This window comes from uncultured Dokdonia sp., from assembly GCF_947492815.1.
Lineage (GTDB): Bacteria > Bacteroidota > Bacteroidia > Flavobacteriales > Flavobacteriaceae > Dokdonia.
Window position 1 is genome coordinate 296,269 of sequence record NZ_CANLOB010000002.1, and the last position, 15,942, is coordinate 312,210.

Genomic DNA, 15,942 nt, shown 5'->3' on the forward strand with positions numbered 1-15,942 from the left:
ATTATGAATAAAGAAGATATAAAAAACTGGAAATTAGTTGAACACATTGAAGATGTTGATATTATTGATAGTGATTCAAATAGCTATTTTAAAAGTTTAGCTAAAAAACTTGATATTCCTTTGACTAATTTTAAAGATGTTAATAGAGAAAACACCAATATAGATTGGCAAAAAATGTCTAATCATTTTAAATTTTTCTTTGATAATGAAGGAGAGGAAAATGAAATTGAGATAGCACTTAAAAAATCTAACTTGTCACAAAAAAAGAAAATAATCATTTTATATGGTACGAAAGAGGCGGCAATTACTATTCCTGTAAGTATTTTTATAAGTGAATGGGAGGATTTTATAGCCAGTACTCAATGGGAAACTTTAATCTTTAGTGATGATTATGAATTAATAATTGAAATTTCTAGAGATTATTTCATGCACAGTAATTTTAAAATAAAATAAAGCATAATAGGGTAATAGGTCAAACTGGGTAATGTCCCAAAATAGGTCATTGTTAAAGATGACAACTTAAATTATTAAAAAACAGTAGTTGGCTAAAAAGTTAATTACTGTTTTTCTTCGTTCATTGATATGTTGGTAAAAAAGAAAATCGCTTAGAGGTCTTAAAATAAGGATTCTTTAAATCGTCGTGTATCAAATTAGGTCATAAAAAAACACCAATCTCAAAAGAAAGGTGTTTAAAAATATGTAGTTATTCTAACCAAATCTCTTTGGCTTTGTTAAATCCAACCCATTTTTGATCTTTATCGTATCCACGAGCAGATAAACTGTAACGAATGAGTTTTTCAAGCGGGATATCATAGGCAAGGATAAATCGTAATAATTCTCCGTTTGCCGTAGAGAACATTCCTTGAAGTTCTTCCCAAAACCACAATGAATTACGATCTGCAAAGATTTCAGCAATCCGATCATAGGAAAGGGAAGCGTAACTATCGGGTAATATTTCAAAGGTTTCTCCTTCAACTGTCGGATGATTTTTTGGTATTACTAGATAATCGTGTTCTATGCTTTGTACAACACCATACTCCTTATTATCAGTACGATGTTCAAAATTGAGCCACATAGCGTGATCAAGAGCTTTACTTTTTTGTTCCTGTCGTATCATTCTTTTTATCTTTTTCTAACGTTCCTTTTTTAAGAGCAATCGTTTTAACAGGTTCTTTCTTTTCAGTTTTCGTTACATCACCTTTAGTATCAGAAGTATTTTTTACTTCCTCTACTCCTTTCTTTGATTCTTCTTTTTGAGGTTCGTCAACTTTTTTCTGAGTATCATCTTTTTCATCTTGTTGCTCCTTCTTTTTTACAGGCGTACCATTTAATGAAATGATATCTTCACGAGAAGACAATCCGTCTGCTGCTTTTTTACGTAATAATCTTTGGCTATTAAATAGTGGTCTACATTTAATATTAAAGGCGGTATAGTTTACTACCTCTTTAGAGTTTTTATGACTCCCTGCATAGATGGTATAGAGTTCATCATTCGTTAATGAATGATCTTTAGCCTCCATAATAATATTAAGTGCTCGTGTGGCCACATCATTTAATGAACTTCTAGTTTCAACAGTATCAAAACCTAATGCTTCAATCTGTTTCTTTTGTTCTGGATTAGCATACTTTAAAAAAACTTCTGCTTCTTTTCGATAGCCTTTGAGACGATCTGCAACAGTTGCTTTTTCTTCTTTGGCTTGAGTGATCTTTGCATCAGCATCTTTTAAGAGTTCTTGATCGGTAGTGATATTCTGTATCAGCGTATCAACAATACTGGGTGTTTCCATAATATTCAGTTTTAAAAATTAATAATTATTTGTTTGTATTATTCAATAGGGTAATTGGCGGTGAGTACTTCTACTTTTTTAGAAGTTCGAGCCTCTCCACTTTTACCAAGACTGGCATTGAGTGGTTTTTCAAATCGTTTGGTATACCATCCATTTTTCTGGATGTATTCATCCAAAATATTAGAAGGGTACGACGACAAGAGAAACTTGCCTTTGATGCTAGAAAGCATATCCAAGAGATTACGATAATCGTTTTCGGTATAACCTTCATATAATCCTTGATCAGAATTGATATATGGCGGGTCGATATAATGAAAAGCATCTACGGCATCACGACTAGCAATGACTTTGCAGGCATCATTATTTTCAACCTGAGTATTTTCTAATCGTTTGTAAACGGACTCATCAAAGGCAATCTTCTTATTCCTAAAAGCTTTAACCCGCTTACCATATTTATCATATCCCCACGATCCCACGTTACAGGCAAAACCCATATTGGTAGCGATGTAAAATGCCCAAGCTTGTTGTAGTTTGTTAAACAAGTGTGGCATTCGATACATTGCCAAGGCTACAGAATAGGTAGCCTTGCTGCTTTCTTTCTGCTCTTTTCTTCAAAGAGTAATGATCATTAGTACTACATCTTTTAATATTAGAATATTAAAAAAGAATTGTGTAACTGAAAAGCACACATCGAGCCGCATCTTTGTGGTGTGCAAAAAGAGAAGTGAAAATCACTACTTAAAAAAGAATTACTAACCACTATAAAATTTTACATTATGTTACGTTGGACTATTACATTTATTATTATTGCAATTATTGCAGCAGTATTAGGATTTGGAGGAATTGCTGGAGCAGCTTCAGGAATCGCAAAAATATTATTTTTCATATTTATTGTACTCTTTATATTCTCTTTAATTAGAGGAGGAATCAGAAAATAAATAAAAATATGAACCATAGTTTATGTATACAAACTATGGTTTTTTGTGCCTTGATGATACGTACCTATAGATGATTATGTAAAACTAGCAAAGAATTATATAATAGTAAATAAGCTAAGAAGATTCAAATTTGTATCAGAATTTAATCAATTGTATAACCATTTAATTTTTAAAATGATGACCAAGCAGTATGAAAAAGTAGGCAGAGTGTTTCCTGCGATAGTAAACACAGAAAATTTTGAAAATACCATAGGTGAACAAAATTTTGATACACTACCAGATGATACGGATTTAGTAGTAAATATATAACACATGATGAAAATTGTGTAATACAAAACATACACAATCATCGCATCTTTGTACTGTAAGAAATAAAACAGTAAGACAATAACATTTAAAATAACAAAACCATGAAAAAATCAATTTTTACAGCCATAGCATTAGCATTATTTACAATTTCTATTTCAAGTTGTAGAGAAAAAACAACAGCAGAAAAAGTAGGAGATGCAGTAGAAGAAAGTGTAGAGGAAGTAACAGATGAAATAGACGACGCAACAAAAAAATAAACTCCTAAAACATTTAAATAATAACTTAAAAAATAAAAATTATGAAAACGATATTAAAAACAATTGCATGTTCATTATTAATTGCAGGAACCGTAAATGCTCAATCAATTACAGACGAAGCAAATATTACAACCATAAAGGAATATGAGCTTAATAACAATGAAGTTGTCACTATAAAAACAATTAGTAAAGAGCGTAGAGATTTAAGTTTTAAAGTAGAAGATGCAGGAAAGTTAAATCAGAGCTTAGTAGATGCGCCTGTATATGTAGAAAAAATAATTATGATAGATCATGATAATGATACTAGCTACGATAAAGAAGTTTTGATTACATACCAAAAAGACGTGGAAGATAGTCTAAATTATACTGCTACTCCGGAAGGTGTATATATTACGTCATCAGATAGCACACCGCTATTCGTAATTGAAGAAGGTACGTATCAAGTAGATTCGCAGGATGTAGAAGATATTACCATTGTAGTAGAAGATCTTAATAAAACTAAATAATTAAAAGACCATAATCACAATACATTAGACATATGAAAACATATATTACAAGCATAGTAGCAATCATAGCTTTCGCATTTTCAGTAAACGCTCAAGAAATTTCTAAAAATGCAATCGGTTTAAGACTTGGAGATAATGACGGTTTTGGAGGTGAAGTATCTTATCAAAGATACCTTAATGAGAATAATCGTTTAGAATTTGACTTAGGTTGGAGAGATAGTAACAACGTAGAAGCATTTAAATTGGTAGGATTGTATCAATGGGTATTTCCACTAGATGGAAATTTTAACTGGTACGTAGGCGCTGGTGGTGGAATAGGTTCTTTTGATGCAGGAGAGGTAGACGGAACCTTTGGATTAGTAGCAGGTGATGTAGGGATAGAATATAATTTTGATATACCATTACTATTATCACTAGATTTTCGACCAGAACTAGGATTTAATGAAGATTTTAACGACGATGTTAACTTCGATATTGCACTCGGAATTAGATACCAATTTTAGAAATATATATGCTGTTTTATACGCTTTCGCGAAAGCGTATAACCCCTAAATCCCCATTGAAAGCCTCAGATTACAATATGTGATTTGAGGCTTTTTTCATATGTAAAATATTGATTGAATATGGATAAGTACTTCGTGTGGTAGAACTCTTTATGTGGAAATTCATAATTATATAATACTCCATAAAAATTGTGTAATACAAAACAACACAAACCTAATCATCTTTGTAACAGCAAAAAAGTAAATGATTTTATTCTAAAATCAACACATAAAACAATTTAAATTATTCTCATGAAAAACATATGGTTGATAGTTATGTGCACTATGATATTATCTAGTTGCGGAACATCAAAAACAATTAAAGAATCAAAAAAAACACTAAAAGGAAATTGGACGTTAAATGATATTACATACAATCGAGATGGAGTTTTTAATGTAACCATTTTTGGAGATACCTCTGCGGAATGTCTGGAAGGTTCTACTTGGCAATTTATACCTAATAATAATTTTGGAAACTATGAAATAACAAGTTCAAACTGTCCTGCAGGAAAGCGTTATTTTATCTGGGCTTTGCCGGGATCTGATCAAACTGATCCAACATATGATATCATTTTAAAACCTACAGACGAGAAAAAGAATTCGACGATGGATGAAAAAGGGTTTAGACTCTCTATCTCTTACTTGTCTGAAAATCAACTCCAATTTGAGCAAAAAGTACAACTAGAGGGAAAACCTTTTGTTATACGAATGAATTTTTCTAAAAACTTAAAATAAAAACAATATGAAATCAATAGTAAGAACAATAGCAATAGTTACAATTTGTGCAGTATTATCTGTAGGATGTGAAGCAACAAGAAATGCAAATAACAAGCAAAAAGGAGCTGTCATAGGAGCTACTACAGGGGCCATTTTAGGGGCTGTTATTGGAAACAATGTAGGTGATGGCGAAAACTCAGAATTAGGTGCTGTGATAGGTGGCGTAGTAGGTGGCGGAGCTGGTATTATTATAGGAAATGAAATGGACAAACAAGCTCAGAAAATAGAAGAAGAAATTCCAGGAGCAACGGTAGAACGTATAGACAATGGCATTGTAGTAACATTTGACGAAAACTCTGGAGTTTATTTTGATACGGCTAAATATAATATTAATAACGAATCCGAAGTATTGCTAAGTAAATTAGCAAATGTGATGAAAGAATATACACAAACAAATATTATTGTAGCTGGACATACAGACAACGTAGGTAGCGAATCTTCTAACTTATTATTATCACAGCGTAGAGCAAATGCAGTAACAGGATATTTAACCTCTAACGGAGTCTCTTCAGGACGTTTAACAACGGTTTGGTATGGAGAAACAGCGCCAGCAACTTCAAATGCGACTGCAGCAGGAAGAGCAGAAAATAGACGTGTAACATTGGCTATTGTGCCTAATGAAACCATGAAAACTAATGCTATGAGAGAGGCAAACTCAAAATAATTATTTAATAATAAAATGCTACCAAGGCTAGAGATTACTATCTCTAGCCTTGGTTTTTATATAGAAGTACGTACTTCTTGTAATCTTATAACAATGCTTCACAATTGTATAAGACATTTTCGTGCAAATCATGGCATATTTGTAATGTGTTAATAATGAGTGTAGTAACACTCATATTAAAGAGAAAATAAAAGAGCATGAAAAACATATTATTCGTATTGACCAGTCACGAAGATTTAGGAGATACAAAACAGAAGACAGGATTTTGGATTGAAGAATTTGCAAATCCATATTACATAGTGAGAGATGCTGGTCATTCTATTACGCTTGCTTCACCAAAAGGAGGATTACCTCCTATAGATCCAAAGAGCGATGCTCCAGATCAACAAACACCAGCAACGGTGAGATTCAAAAAAGATAAACAAGCCCAGAAAGAATTGTCAGAAACAATTCCCTTATCAAAAATAAACGGAGAAGCGTTTGATGCTGTTTTTTATCCTGGTGGACACGGACCTTTGTGGGATTTGACAGAAAATTATGATTCTATAACACTTATAGAGTCATTTTACAGAGAAGAAAAGCCTGTAAGTGCTGTATGCCATGCTCCAGCAATATTTAAACATACAAAAAAGAAGATGGGACTCCTTTGGTAAAAGATAAAAAAGTAACTGGCTTCTCAAATAGTGAAGAAGCTGCAGTAGCTCTTACAGATGTAGTGCCTTTTTTAGTTGAAGATATGCTGAAAAATCGAGGGAGTATATACTCTAAAAAAGAGGATTGGCAGCCCTACGCCATAGCAGATGGATTACTTATAACTGGTCAAAATCCAGCATCTTCAGAAAAAGTAGCACAACTACTCTTAGAAAAATTAGAAGCATAATTAATAATAACCATAATATAAAACATATGAATATAGTATTTGAATATCAAAATATAAGCGGAAGTAAACGTTTGGAAGGGTACACTGAAGAGTTACTTAGCAATTTAGAAAAAAAGTATCCATTTTTAATACGAGGAGATGTTTTCTTTAAAAAAGAAAACAAATCAGATGGGACAGGGCATGTTTGCAGTATACGATTAAGCGCCCCAGGACCAAGACTGTTTGCATCTTCAGACACCACAAGTTTTGAAGGCTCTATCTCGGAATGTTCGAGAGAGCTCGATCAACAATTAGAAAAACGTAAAAGTATGATGCAATCACACTAATATTTTAAACAAGTACTTAATATTCCCAAAACTCATTTAGAATTTTTGGGGATGAAATAATAATTAATTAAAAACACACATTATGAAATTTATAAAAGAAGAAGAAGAAAAAAGAGATGATTACATATTTCAAAAAAATGATATTACCGTAAACACTACTAGATTTATAGTAGGTGTACTGATAGCTCTTGCTATAGCAGTAGTAGCAACAGGATTTTATCTTGATGTGTTTTAATTTCAAATAAGTATATCAAATACCATTTATAGAAAATTTATACAATACATAGTGATAGTGGCATGATAACAAAGCTGTACATACACTATACTAAAAGTTTAATAACCATATAATTACAGCTTTAACCAAAATAAAAATTATGAAAAAGATAATAGGAATAACAGGATTAGCAGCGATTACATTATTAGTAACAAGTTGTGATATTTCTCAAAAAAAAGAAGCAGAACTTCCTGAAATAGATGTAGATGTTCAAACAGAAGCAGGACAATTGCCAAGCTTTGATGTTGATTGGGCAGAAGTAAACGTAGGAACTCGTACCAAAACAGTAACAATACCTAAAGTCGTGATTGTAACTGAAGAAGAAGAGATAGAAGTCCCTTATTTAGACGTAGATATGCCAAATACTACTGCCGATAAAGAAGAGCTCAATTTAGTTGTTGAAGCAGAAGTGACAGATAACGAACATTCTATCAAGATTAAAGAAATCATCGCTACAGATGATAAATTATTTGTAATTTCAGAATTGAAAGAAGGCTCAACTGCCATAGGAGATCAAAAAATGAGAATTTCTGACCAAGTGGTACTAAATGCGCCAGATTTGAATGTAAAACATATTATTGTAGGAGAAAAACCAGATAGAGTATTTAATGATCAATATAAGTATGTTGAAAATTTATCTTCTTTCAAATCAGATTTAGAAGATGCGACTGTAATTTATTCTAAATAATAAATAGTTAGATATAATAATTGAAAAAGATCTTTCCTTGAGGGAAGATTTTTTTTGCATATAAATGGTTTTCTTTCTTGGTGCGCTTTCGCGAAAGCGTATAAAATAAAATTTACGATGCGTTCAGTATCTTAGTCTTTTAATATCTAAAATCAAATAGATGAAAAAGAAAATCCCTTTTCTAGTATTATTAATTTTTATAGGATTTGCTAGTACTGCACAATCCTTTGATGAAGCAAAATTATTAGAGCGTGTTAAGACACTCTCTTCAGATAGCTTTGAGGGAAGAAAGACAGGTGAAAAAGGAGGATTGCTTGCAAGAGCTTATGTGGTCAAAACATTTGACAGTTTACAGGTAGCTCCTTTTGGTAGTAAGTATGAACATAAATTTACTTTTGAAATAAGGGGAAAAGAATACAATGCAGCAAACATTTTAGGACAGATTAAAGGAACGGATTATCCAGAGAAATATATTGTAGTAAGTGCGCATTATGATCATGTAGGAGTTGAAAAAGGAGAAATCTATAATGGTGCCGATGATGATGCTTCTGGAATAGCTGCCTTATTTGCCTTTGCAGAATATCTCGCTAAAAACCCTCCAAAACATACAGTTGTATTAGCTGCTTTTGATGCCGAAGAATTAGGTCTTAAAGGAGCCTATTATTTTGTAGATAAAATGAAGGGAGCTCATATTGTAGCAAACATCAATATGGATATGATAAGTCGCAGTGCTAAAAATGAACTCTATGTTGTAGGAACACCACATAACGAACAATTGAAATCTATCATAGAAAACTTTGAAAATCCTACTTCATCTAAACTTTTAATAGGACATGATGGGTTAGATAAAAAACAAAACTGGACAAATGCTTCAGATCATGCTGCTTTTCATAAAGAGAGAATTCCTTTTTTGTATTTTGGAAATGAAGATCACTCAGGATATCACCACCCTTCAGATGATTATGAAAATATCACTCCAGAATTTTATAAAAATTCTGTTCAAATAATCCTCTCTATTTTTATGGAAATTGACGCAAACGGACTTTAAAAACTAGTGTTATTTTTTGCTTTTCAGAGGTAAATACGATCTAAGTATTTGATAAAAAGATATGTTGTAAAAAATTGATACAAGTATAAAATAAATCTGTTTAATCTTTTTTTTTTGATTATACATAACTTTAATTCTCAATGTTATCAAAACGTTATCAAAAATAATTGGAATCAAGTGTAAAATCCCTTGGTGAGGCCGTTTTTACCTCTTATTTGGATGCTATTTTGTGTATAAAAGTTAAGAATTTATATATTTGATTATCAGTGTATTATGTGTTTTGTTTAACAAAAATATAAGAAAATTCGGTTTTAGCGAATGTTGAAAACTTTGTGGATAACCATAACGTTAAAACCTATAGCTCGCTCTCTTTTTTATTGATATTTGTTAGTCCCTAGTGGAATGAAAAAGAAATCAATTTAAATCATAACGGACAATGAGTGTAGTAGAGCCTATCTTAGCAGAAAATAAAGACAGATTTGTGATATTTCCTATCCAACACCATGATATTTGGGAGTGGTATAAGAAATCGGAAGCTAGTTTTTGGACTGCAGAAGAAATTGATTTGCATCAAGATCTTACAGATTGGGCGACAAAACTTAATGATGATGAACGTTATTTTATTAAACATATTCTAGCTTTTTTTGCCGCATCTGATGGAATTGTAAATGAAAATCTTGCTGAAAACTTTGTTAATGAAGTACAATACTCTGAAGCAAAATTCTTTTATGGATTCCAAATTATGATGGAGAATATCCATTCTGAAACCTACTCACTGCTTATCGATACCTATGTGAAAGATGAAGCAGAAAAAGATAAATTATTTAATGCCTTAGAAAACTTTCCTGCAATTAAGAAAAAAGCAGACTGGGCTCTAAAATGGATAGATAGTCCAAGCTTTGCTGAGCGTCTTATTGCATTTGCAGCCGTAGAAGGTATTTTCTTCTCTGGAGCTTTTTGTTCTATTTATTGGTTAAAGAAAAGAGGCCTAATGCCTGGACTTACTTTTTCTAATGAGTTAATCTCACGTGACGAAGGAGTGCATTGTGACTTTGCAGTTCACTTACACAATCATCACTTGATTAACAAAGTGCCTACAGAACGCATTAAAGAAATTATCGTAAACGCTTTAGATATAGAGCGTGAGTTTATTACCGAATCATTGCCTGTGAGCTTAATTGGTATGAACGCAACTTTAATGACACAATACTTAGAGTATGTGACAGACCGCTTACTGACAGAATTAAACTGTGAGAAAGTATACAATACAGCAAATCCTTTTGACTTCATGGATATGATTTCATTACAAGGGAAAACAAACTTCTTCGAAAAGAGAGTAGGAGAATATCAAAAAGCTGGTGTTGTAAAAGATAAGGATGACAATGGAGAAGGTCAAAAAATTAGTTTTGACGCTTCATTCTAAATAAGTATAAGCTTTTAGGTCTTTTTGTAATACGTTTTAAAGATCGCCTTTCGCAAAATGGTATAACTTGAAATGCCTTTTGTGAATTTCAATAATAACAAATCATAACTCATACAGTTTTTGGGAATAACTGTATGTATCAAATTAACAAACCTTTTTCTCAACAGGGGGAAGACTTTTTGGGGAAAATAAATATTTTAAGTGTATGTATGTAGTGAAAAGAGATGGCCGTCAGGAACCGGTCATGTTTGATAAAATTACCGCAAGAGTAAAAAAATTATGCTATGGGTTAAGTAATTTTGTGGATCCTGTAAAGATTTCGATGCGTGTTATCGAAGGTCTTTATGATGGAGTTACTACAAGTGAACTTGATAATCTTGCAGCAGAAACAGCAGCGTCAATGACCACAAGTCATCCTGATTATGCAAAACTTGCAGCGCGTATCTCTGTATCAAACCTACATAAAAATACAAAAAAGTCTTTCTCAGAAGTGATGACAGACTTATATGAGTATGTAAACCCTCGTACAGGGAAAGAAGCTCCAATGATTGCAGATGATGTTTATCAAGTAATGATGGACAATAAAGATGCAATTGATTCTATGATTATTTATAATCGTGATTTTGGATACGATTATTTTGGATTCAAAACATTAGAGCGTTCATACCTTTTAAAAATAAATGGTAAAATTGCCGAGCGTCCACAACATATGTTAATGCGTGTGTCTATAGGAATTCACTTGAATGACTTAGATGCAGCAAGAGAAACATATGAGTTGATGTCTAAAAAATATTTTACACACGCAACACCTACCTTGTTTAATTCAGGGACGCCAAAACCACAAATGTCATCTTGTTTCCTACTGACAATGAAAGAAGACAGTATAGATGGTATTTATGATACGCTTAAACAAACTGCAAAAATTTCGCAAAGTGCAGGAGGGATAGGATTATCTATTCATAATATCCGTGCAAAAGGATCGTATATAGGAGGAACTAATGGTACTTCTAATGGAATTGTTCCTATGCTTAAAGTATTTAATGATACAGCAAGATATGTAGATCAAGGAGGAGGAAAGCGTAAAGGTTCTTTTGCAATGTATATGGAACCATGGCATGCAGATATCTTTGATTTCTTAGACCTTAAGAAGAATCACGGAGCCGAAGAAATGAGAGCGCGTGATTTATTTTATGCAATGTGGATTTCAGATCTGTTCATGAAAAGAGTGCAAGAAGATGGGCCATGGACTTTGATGTGTCCAAACGAATGTCCTAATCTTTTTGACGTGTATGGAGATGAGTTTGAAGCGCTGTATACAAAATATGAAGAGGAAGGTAAAGGTCGTAGAACGATTAAGGCTCGCGAACTTTGGGAGAAAATTATGGAATCTCAAATTGAGACAGGAACTCCATATATGCTTTATAAGGATGCAGCAAACCGTAAATCTAATCAGAAGAATCTTGGAACAATACGTTCATCAAATTTATGTACAGAGATTCTTGAGTATACATCACCAGATGAGATAGCAGTATGTAACCTTGCTTCTATAGCGCTTCCTATGTTTATTAAAGATGGTGCTTTTGATCATCAAGAACTATATAACATTACAGTAAGAGCGACTAAAAACTTAAATACTGTTATAGATCGTAACTACTATCCAGTTAAAGAAGCAGAAAATTCAAATATGCGTCATCGTCCTATTGGATTAGGAGTGCAGGGATTAGCAGATACATTTATCAAACTGCGTTTGCCTTTTACAAGTGATGAAGCAAAAAAATTGAATCAAGAGATTTTTGAAACACTTTATTTTGCAGCAGTAACAGCTTCTAAAGATTTAGCGATCAAAGAAGGTGCATACTCATCATTTGAAGGGTCTCCAATATCAAAAGGAGAATTCCAATATAATCTTTGGAATATAAAAGATGAAGAATTAAGTGGTCGTTGGGATTGGGCATCACTGCGTAAAGAAGTGATGGAGTACGGAGTGCGTAACTCATTATTAGTTGCTCCTATGCCTACTGCCTCTACATCTCAAATTTTAGGGAATAACGAAGCGTTTGAGCCTTATACATCAAATATTTATACACGTCGTGTATTATCAGGAGAGTTTATTGTTGTAAATAAACACCTTCTTGAAGATCTAGTGTCACTTAATCTTTGGAATGATGATCTAAAAGCAGCGATCATGCGCGCTAATGGATCTATTCAAGGAATTGATGTAATTCCTCAAGAATTAAAAGAACTGTACAAAACAGTTTGGGAGATGAGTATGAAAGATATCATAGATATGTCTCGTCATAGAGGATACTTTATTGATCAGTCTCAATCACTGAACTTGTTTATGGAAGGTGCAAACTTTGCAAAACTGACATCAATGCATTTCTATGCATGGCAAAGCGGATTAAAAACAGGTATGTATTACCTACGTACAAAATCTGCTGTAGATGCTAAGAAATTTACACTGTCTGCAGAGAAGAAAAGTGCGCCAAAACCTGCACAGCAGCAAGTAGCCGCTAGAGCTGCTCAAAAGCTAACAGCAACGCAACAACCAGTAACGCCACTTCCGTCATCAAATACTACAAATGTATCATCACAAGTAGTAGAGCATGCGCAAGCAGCTGCTGAGATGCAAGTACAGATGAGTTTAGAGGAGCCATCAGCTTCTTATGAAGTACAACAATCAAATCTTCAAGGGCAAACACAAACTTCATCAGCGCCTAATACAGCGCCTATGACGCCAGAAGAGATGAAAGCAATTATAGCACAAGCAAAAGCATCTCAAGGAGATGATGACTGCTTAATGTGTGGTTCTTAATATCTCTTTTGCAAAAGCAAAAATAATACGAAGTGTTAATAGAAAAACCCAGTTTTCAAATTTGAAAACTGGGTTTTGTCATGTATACGACTAAGTGTATCTATTTTTATTATATATTGATCTAAAAAACAATGATAGCCTATGGAAGAAGATATTAAAGATATTTCTGAGTATTTACAATGCTCTTTATGTGCTTCGGCTATGGAAGAGCACTATATCTTTTGTATCTCTTGTGGGTATCCAGAAAAAGGATCAGAAGAAGAACAAACAAAATTTCATGCACGTCGTATACTAGATGTACGTAATTCTAGTGACGCACGACAAGGAATTACTGGGGCACGTAATATATTGTTTATTATTGCTGGGATAAATTTTCTCTGGGGGATTTATTATTTCTTCCAAAGTGATCAAGATCTCTCATTACTTATTTATTTTACAATCTTATCTGTTATTTATTTAGTGCTAGGGTATTGGTCACAGCAAAAATCATTGATAGCGTTAATCTTAGGGTTGCTCGTATATCTTACAGTGATTGTGCTCGGGGCTATTTATGAACCTTCATCTATCATAACTGGTTTGCTTTTGAAAGTTTTTGTAATTGTTTATTTGGCCAGAGGAATTAATGCAGCATTACAAATAAAAAATACCTAGTGGAAGAAACCCCAACACCTATAAATTATTGCCTTCATTGCTCAGCCTCGTTGCCAACTATTGCAAAATTTTGCTCTCAGTGTGGTACATCTGTTATTGTTCCTGTGCATAAAGGAGTTCAGAAGAGTGTCTATTACATCATCGCTTTTTATTTAGCATTTCTCTTATTGGCTATTATAAATGTTGCAGTCTTTAGTAATGGATTTAGCTTTCTCTCTGAGGTTGTTGTAGAGGCTATTTTTATCTTAATGACACTGGGGTTTTGCTTGTTAGATTGGAAAAATATCATGAAGTTATATCAACTACCACATATAGAGGTAAAAGGAGTGTTGATGATGTTTTTGGTTCCTATAGGAAGCGCTTTTCTGGTATATTATGGTATTGAGTGGTTAAATGATGCATTGGGTTGGTATGATGAAAATATATTTGGTGAATACATACGCTATAAAAACACCTTATTTTGGGCAATTTTATTTACAGCGATACTACCTCCTATTTTTGAGGAACTTGCCTTTAGAGGATTTTTATTTAATGAAATGCGTAAAGTAAGCTCTGTTCAAGTAACTATCATTGCTACTTCTTTTCTTTTTGCGCTCGTTCACTTCTCTTTTATTTCTTTTATCTGGATTTTTCCATTTGGATTGTTTTTGGGGTATTTGAGACAGCGGTACAATACTTTGTGGTTATCTATGGTAGTACATTTTATACATAATTTTATAGTATTAATGCTAGACTATGCATATTTCAATCCTAATATACTTGAAGCTTTTTGATGTAATATTCGGATGTATCCTCTAGCGCTTCGCTTTCCAAATGGTCGTGAATCTCATAAGTTCGCTTTCGCGAACCTGCCTGCCGGTAGGCAGGAGCATATATAACAGGCATTTCTTCTATATAAGTTGTAATAGATATCCAAGAATTGCGCCACCAGCAATAAGCCACATCACACTTATTTTCCATTTACTGAATATAAAGAAAGCACTGATACCAGCGATGACAAAAGCACGCCAATCAGTAAGGGTGTCTATACTCATGGTGATTAATACGGAAAGCATGACGGCAACAGCAGCAACATTTACAGTATCAAGAAAGTAACTTAATATTTTTGAAGAACGCATTTTAGATACAAAAGGATTCAGGATCAATACAAATAAGAAAGAAGGTAAGAAAATACCTGTGGTGGCAGCTAATGCTCCTCCAAACCCAGAAAGCTGATACCCTATAAAAGTAGCTGTAGAGAGTACGGGACCAGGTGTAAATTGACCAACAGCAATGGCATCTATAAGTTCGGTTCTGGTGAGCCAGCCTTTGGTGACGAGTTCTGCATCTAAATAGGCAAACAAGACATAACCACTTCCATAAAGAATAGCACCTACTTTAAGGAATGTCAAAAACACCTTAAATACAGGTGTTTTAAGAAGTAATGAAGAAGCTACTATTGGAAAAGGAATAATTGCCTTTGTTGTATTTGTTTTTGATTTTAGATAAAAATATAGAGTGCCTATAACGCCAGCACCTAATAACGCAAGTACTTCGTGTACGCCTAATAATGCTGCGATTAATACAAGTATTCCGATCACGACAAGATCTGTTGTTTTGATGGCTTTCTTTCCTAGTTTTAATATAGCTGAAGCTATAATTGCCAATACAGCGGGCTTTATTCCAAAAAGGAAAGGAGCGACCTCAGGTAATTCTCCATATGATACATATAAATAGGCAAGCAATGCGGTGATGATAACTGCAGGAATGATAAAAGCAATTCCAGCAACAAAGAGTCCTTTGCTTCCTGCACGTTCATGACCGCAGTGCATGGTCATTTCTGTTGAGTTAGGACCCGGAATAAGATTGGTAGCCCCTATAAGGTCTAAAAAGTGCGCTCTAGTCATCCATTTGCGCTTGGTGATGATTTCATCTTCCATCATCGCAATATGCGCTGCAGGTCCTCCAAAGGCAAAACACCCTAATTTAAAGAAGACCATCGCTACTTCTTTAAGTTTATTAGTGGGTTGTGGTTGTTTTGGTTTTCGCGAAAGCGTATTCATTGATTTATATAAAAA

General features: G+C 33.4%; 20 protein-coding genes and 1 pseudogene. 17 read left to right on the top strand and 4 right to left on the bottom strand.

The window, feature by feature from the left end:
- Positions 1-3: 3 nt before the first annotated feature.
- Positions 4-453 (top strand): hypothetical protein, encoded by a 450-nt coding sequence (locus Q1A01_RS04080; RefSeq protein WP_299676375.1) that lies wholly within the window; start codon positions 4-6, stop codon positions 451-453.
- 250 nt (positions 454-703) lie between these two features.
- Here Q1A01_RS04080 and Q1A01_RS04085 read toward each other — a convergent pair whose 3' ends face one another.
- From Q1A01_RS04085 to Q1A01_RS04095, 3 genes are read right to left on the bottom strand one after another with little or no spacing between them, the layout of a single operon-like run.
- Positions 704-1,117, bottom strand: coding sequence for a hypothetical protein (locus Q1A01_RS04085; RefSeq protein ID WP_299676377.1), 414 nt, complete (start codon positions 1,115-1,117; stop codon positions 704-706).
- Positions 1,092-1,787: a hypothetical protein gene (locus Q1A01_RS04090; protein ID WP_299676379.1), complete on the bottom strand. Its 696-nt coding sequence runs from the start codon at positions 1,785-1,787 to the stop codon at positions 1,092-1,094. The genes Q1A01_RS04085 and Q1A01_RS04090 overlap by 26 nt, the downstream gene beginning before the upstream one ends.
- A gap of 38 nt (positions 1,788-1,825) precedes the next feature.
- Complete coding sequence (locus Q1A01_RS04095; protein ID WP_299676381.1) at positions 1,826-2,338, bottom strand: DNA adenine methylase; 513 nt, start codon at positions 2,336-2,338, stop codon at positions 1,826-1,828.
- 225 nt (positions 2,339-2,563) lie between these two features.
- On the opposite strand from Q1A01_RS04095, the gene Q1A01_RS04100 reads away from it, so the two are divergent.
- The 16 genes and pseudogenes from Q1A01_RS04100 (at position 2,564) to Q1A01_RS04175 (ending at position 14,658) form a co-directional block, all read left to right on the top strand.
- Complete coding sequence (locus Q1A01_RS04100) at positions 2,564-2,725, top strand: DUF1328 family protein (RefSeq protein WP_299676383.1); 162 nt, start codon at positions 2,564-2,566, stop codon at positions 2,723-2,725.
- Positions 2,726-2,899: 174 nt separating this feature from the next.
- Entirely contained in the window at positions 2,900-3,034 is a 135-nt protein-coding gene (locus tag Q1A01_RS04105; RefSeq protein WP_299676385.1) for a hypothetical protein, read from the top strand.
- 101 nt (positions 3,035-3,135) lie between these two features.
- Complete coding sequence (locus Q1A01_RS04110; protein ID WP_299676386.1) at positions 3,136-3,291, top strand: hypothetical protein; 156 nt, start codon at positions 3,136-3,138, stop codon at positions 3,289-3,291.
- Positions 3,292-3,332: 41 nt separating this feature from the next.
- Positions 3,333-3,797, top strand: coding sequence for a hypothetical protein (locus Q1A01_RS04115; RefSeq protein ID WP_299676388.1), 465 nt, complete (start codon positions 3,333-3,335; stop codon positions 3,795-3,797).
- A 32-nt stretch (positions 3,798-3,829) separates the two neighbouring features.
- Positions 3,830-4,300, top strand: coding sequence for a hypothetical protein (locus Q1A01_RS04120; protein WP_299676390.1), 471 nt, complete (start codon positions 3,830-3,832; stop codon positions 4,298-4,300).
- 315 nt (positions 4,301-4,615) lie between these two features.
- Positions 4,616-5,074, top strand: coding sequence for a lipocalin family protein (locus tag Q1A01_RS04125; protein ID WP_299676392.1), 459 nt, complete (start codon positions 4,616-4,618; stop codon positions 5,072-5,074).
- A gap of 7 nt (positions 5,075-5,081) precedes the next feature.
- Positions 5,082-5,780 carry an OmpA family protein gene (locus Q1A01_RS04130; protein ID WP_299676395.1) on the top strand — a complete coding sequence of 233 codons (699 nt, stop codon included), beginning with the start codon at positions 5,082-5,084 and terminating at the stop codon, positions 5,778-5,780.
- Positions 5,781-5,977: 197 nt separating this feature from the next.
- Positions 5,978-6,660, top strand: a pseudogene (locus Q1A01_RS04135) (type 1 glutamine amidotransferase domain-containing protein).
- Positions 6,661-6,686: 26 nt separating this feature from the next.
- The gene (locus tag Q1A01_RS04140) at positions 6,687-6,986 is read left to right on the top strand and encodes an HPF/RaiA family ribosome-associated protein (RefSeq protein WP_299676398.1); all 300 of its coding nucleotides are present in this window, start codon (positions 6,687-6,689) and stop codon (positions 6,984-6,986) included.
- A gap of 82 nt (positions 6,987-7,068) precedes the next feature.
- Positions 7,069-7,221 carry a hypothetical protein gene (locus Q1A01_RS04145; RefSeq protein WP_299676401.1) on the top strand — a complete coding sequence of 51 codons (153 nt, stop codon included), beginning with the start codon at positions 7,069-7,071 and terminating at the stop codon, positions 7,219-7,221.
- A gap of 139 nt (positions 7,222-7,360) precedes the next feature.
- Positions 7,361-7,948 (top strand): hypothetical protein, encoded by a 588-nt coding sequence (locus Q1A01_RS04150; RefSeq protein ID WP_299676404.1) that lies wholly within the window; start codon positions 7,361-7,363, stop codon positions 7,946-7,948.
- Positions 7,949-8,108: 160 nt separating this feature from the next.
- Positions 8,109-8,996 (top strand): M20/M25/M40 family metallo-hydrolase, encoded by an 888-nt coding sequence (locus Q1A01_RS04155; protein WP_299676408.1) that lies wholly within the window; start codon positions 8,109-8,111, stop codon positions 8,994-8,996.
- A 436-nt stretch (positions 8,997-9,432) separates the two neighbouring features.
- Positions 9,433-10,419 (top strand): ribonucleotide-diphosphate reductase subunit beta, encoded by a 987-nt coding sequence (locus Q1A01_RS04160; RefSeq protein ID WP_299676411.1) that lies wholly within the window; start codon positions 9,433-9,435, stop codon positions 10,417-10,419.
- Positions 10,420-10,624: 205 nt separating this feature from the next.
- The gene (locus Q1A01_RS04165; RefSeq protein WP_299676414.1) at positions 10,625-13,234 is read left to right on the top strand and encodes a ribonucleoside-diphosphate reductase subunit alpha; all 2,610 of its coding nucleotides are present in this window, start codon (positions 10,625-10,627) and stop codon (positions 13,232-13,234) included.
- Between the two features lie 141 nt (positions 13,235-13,375).
- The gene (locus tag Q1A01_RS04170) at positions 13,376-13,885 is read left to right on the top strand and encodes a hypothetical protein (protein WP_299676417.1); all 510 of its coding nucleotides are present in this window, start codon (positions 13,376-13,378) and stop codon (positions 13,883-13,885) included.
- Positions 13,885-14,658, top strand: coding sequence for a CPBP family intramembrane glutamic endopeptidase (locus Q1A01_RS04175; RefSeq protein ID WP_299676420.1), 774 nt, complete (start codon positions 13,885-13,887; stop codon positions 14,656-14,658). Before Q1A01_RS04170 ends, Q1A01_RS04175 begins: the two co-directional genes overlap by 1 nt.
- A 117-nt stretch (positions 14,659-14,775) precedes the next feature.
- Here Q1A01_RS04175 and chrA read toward each other — a convergent pair whose 3' ends face one another.
- Entirely contained in the window at positions 14,776-15,927 is a 1,152-nt protein-coding gene (gene chrA / locus Q1A01_RS04180) for a chromate efflux transporter (protein ID WP_299676423.1), read from the bottom strand.
- Positions 15,928-15,942 lie beyond the last annotated feature (15 nt).

Excerpts from the sequence above, each read along its gene's own strand:
- Q1A01_RS04080 (WP_299676375.1), top strand. The coding sequence starts at position 4 with ATGAATAAAGAAGATATAAAAAACTGGAAATTAGTTGAACACATTGAA.
- Q1A01_RS04085 (WP_299676377.1), bottom strand. The coding sequence starts at position 1,117 with ATGATACGACAGGAACAAAAAAGTAAAGCTCTTGATCACGCTATGTGG.
- Q1A01_RS04090 (WP_299676379.1), bottom strand. The coding sequence starts at position 1,787 with ATGGAAACACCCAGTATTGTTGATACGCTGATACAGAATATCACTACC.
- Q1A01_RS04095 (WP_299676381.1), bottom strand. The coding sequence starts at position 2,338 with ATGCCACACTTGTTTAACAAACTACAACAAGCTTGGGCATTTTACATC.
- Q1A01_RS04100 (WP_299676383.1), top strand. The coding sequence starts at position 2,564 with ATGTTACGTTGGACTATTACATTTATTATTATTGCAATTATTGCAGCA.
- Q1A01_RS04105 (WP_299676385.1), top strand. The coding sequence starts at position 2,900 with ATGATGACCAAGCAGTATGAAAAAGTAGGCAGAGTGTTTCCTGCGATA.
- Q1A01_RS04110 (WP_299676386.1), top strand. The coding sequence starts at position 3,136 with ATGAAAAAATCAATTTTTACAGCCATAGCATTAGCATTATTTACAATT.
- Q1A01_RS04115 (WP_299676388.1), top strand. The coding sequence starts at position 3,333 with ATGAAAACGATATTAAAAACAATTGCATGTTCATTATTAATTGCAGGA.
- Q1A01_RS04120 (WP_299676390.1), top strand. The coding sequence starts at position 3,830 with ATGAAAACATATATTACAAGCATAGTAGCAATCATAGCTTTCGCATTT.
- Q1A01_RS04125 (WP_299676392.1), top strand. The coding sequence starts at position 4,616 with ATGTGCACTATGATATTATCTAGTTGCGGAACATCAAAAACAATTAAA.
- Q1A01_RS04130 (WP_299676395.1), top strand. The coding sequence starts at position 5,082 with ATGAAATCAATAGTAAGAACAATAGCAATAGTTACAATTTGTGCAGTA.
- Q1A01_RS04140 (WP_299676398.1), top strand. The coding sequence starts at position 6,687 with ATGAATATAGTATTTGAATATCAAAATATAAGCGGAAGTAAACGTTTG.
- Q1A01_RS04145 (WP_299676401.1), top strand. The coding sequence starts at position 7,069 with ATGAAATTTATAAAAGAAGAAGAAGAAAAAAGAGATGATTACATATTT.
- Q1A01_RS04150 (WP_299676404.1), top strand. The coding sequence starts at position 7,361 with ATGAAAAAGATAATAGGAATAACAGGATTAGCAGCGATTACATTATTA.
- Q1A01_RS04155 (WP_299676408.1), top strand. The coding sequence starts at position 8,109 with ATGAAAAAGAAAATCCCTTTTCTAGTATTATTAATTTTTATAGGATTT.
- Q1A01_RS04160 (WP_299676411.1), top strand. The coding sequence starts at position 9,433 with ATGAGTGTAGTAGAGCCTATCTTAGCAGAAAATAAAGACAGATTTGTG.
- Q1A01_RS04165 (WP_299676414.1), top strand. The coding sequence starts at position 10,625 with ATGTATGTAGTGAAAAGAGATGGCCGTCAGGAACCGGTCATGTTTGAT.
- Q1A01_RS04170 (WP_299676417.1), top strand. The coding sequence starts at position 13,376 with ATGGAAGAAGATATTAAAGATATTTCTGAGTATTTACAATGCTCTTTA.
- chrA (WP_299676423.1), bottom strand. The coding sequence starts at position 15,927 with ATGAATACGCTTTCGCGAAAACCAAAACAACCACAACCCACTAATAAA.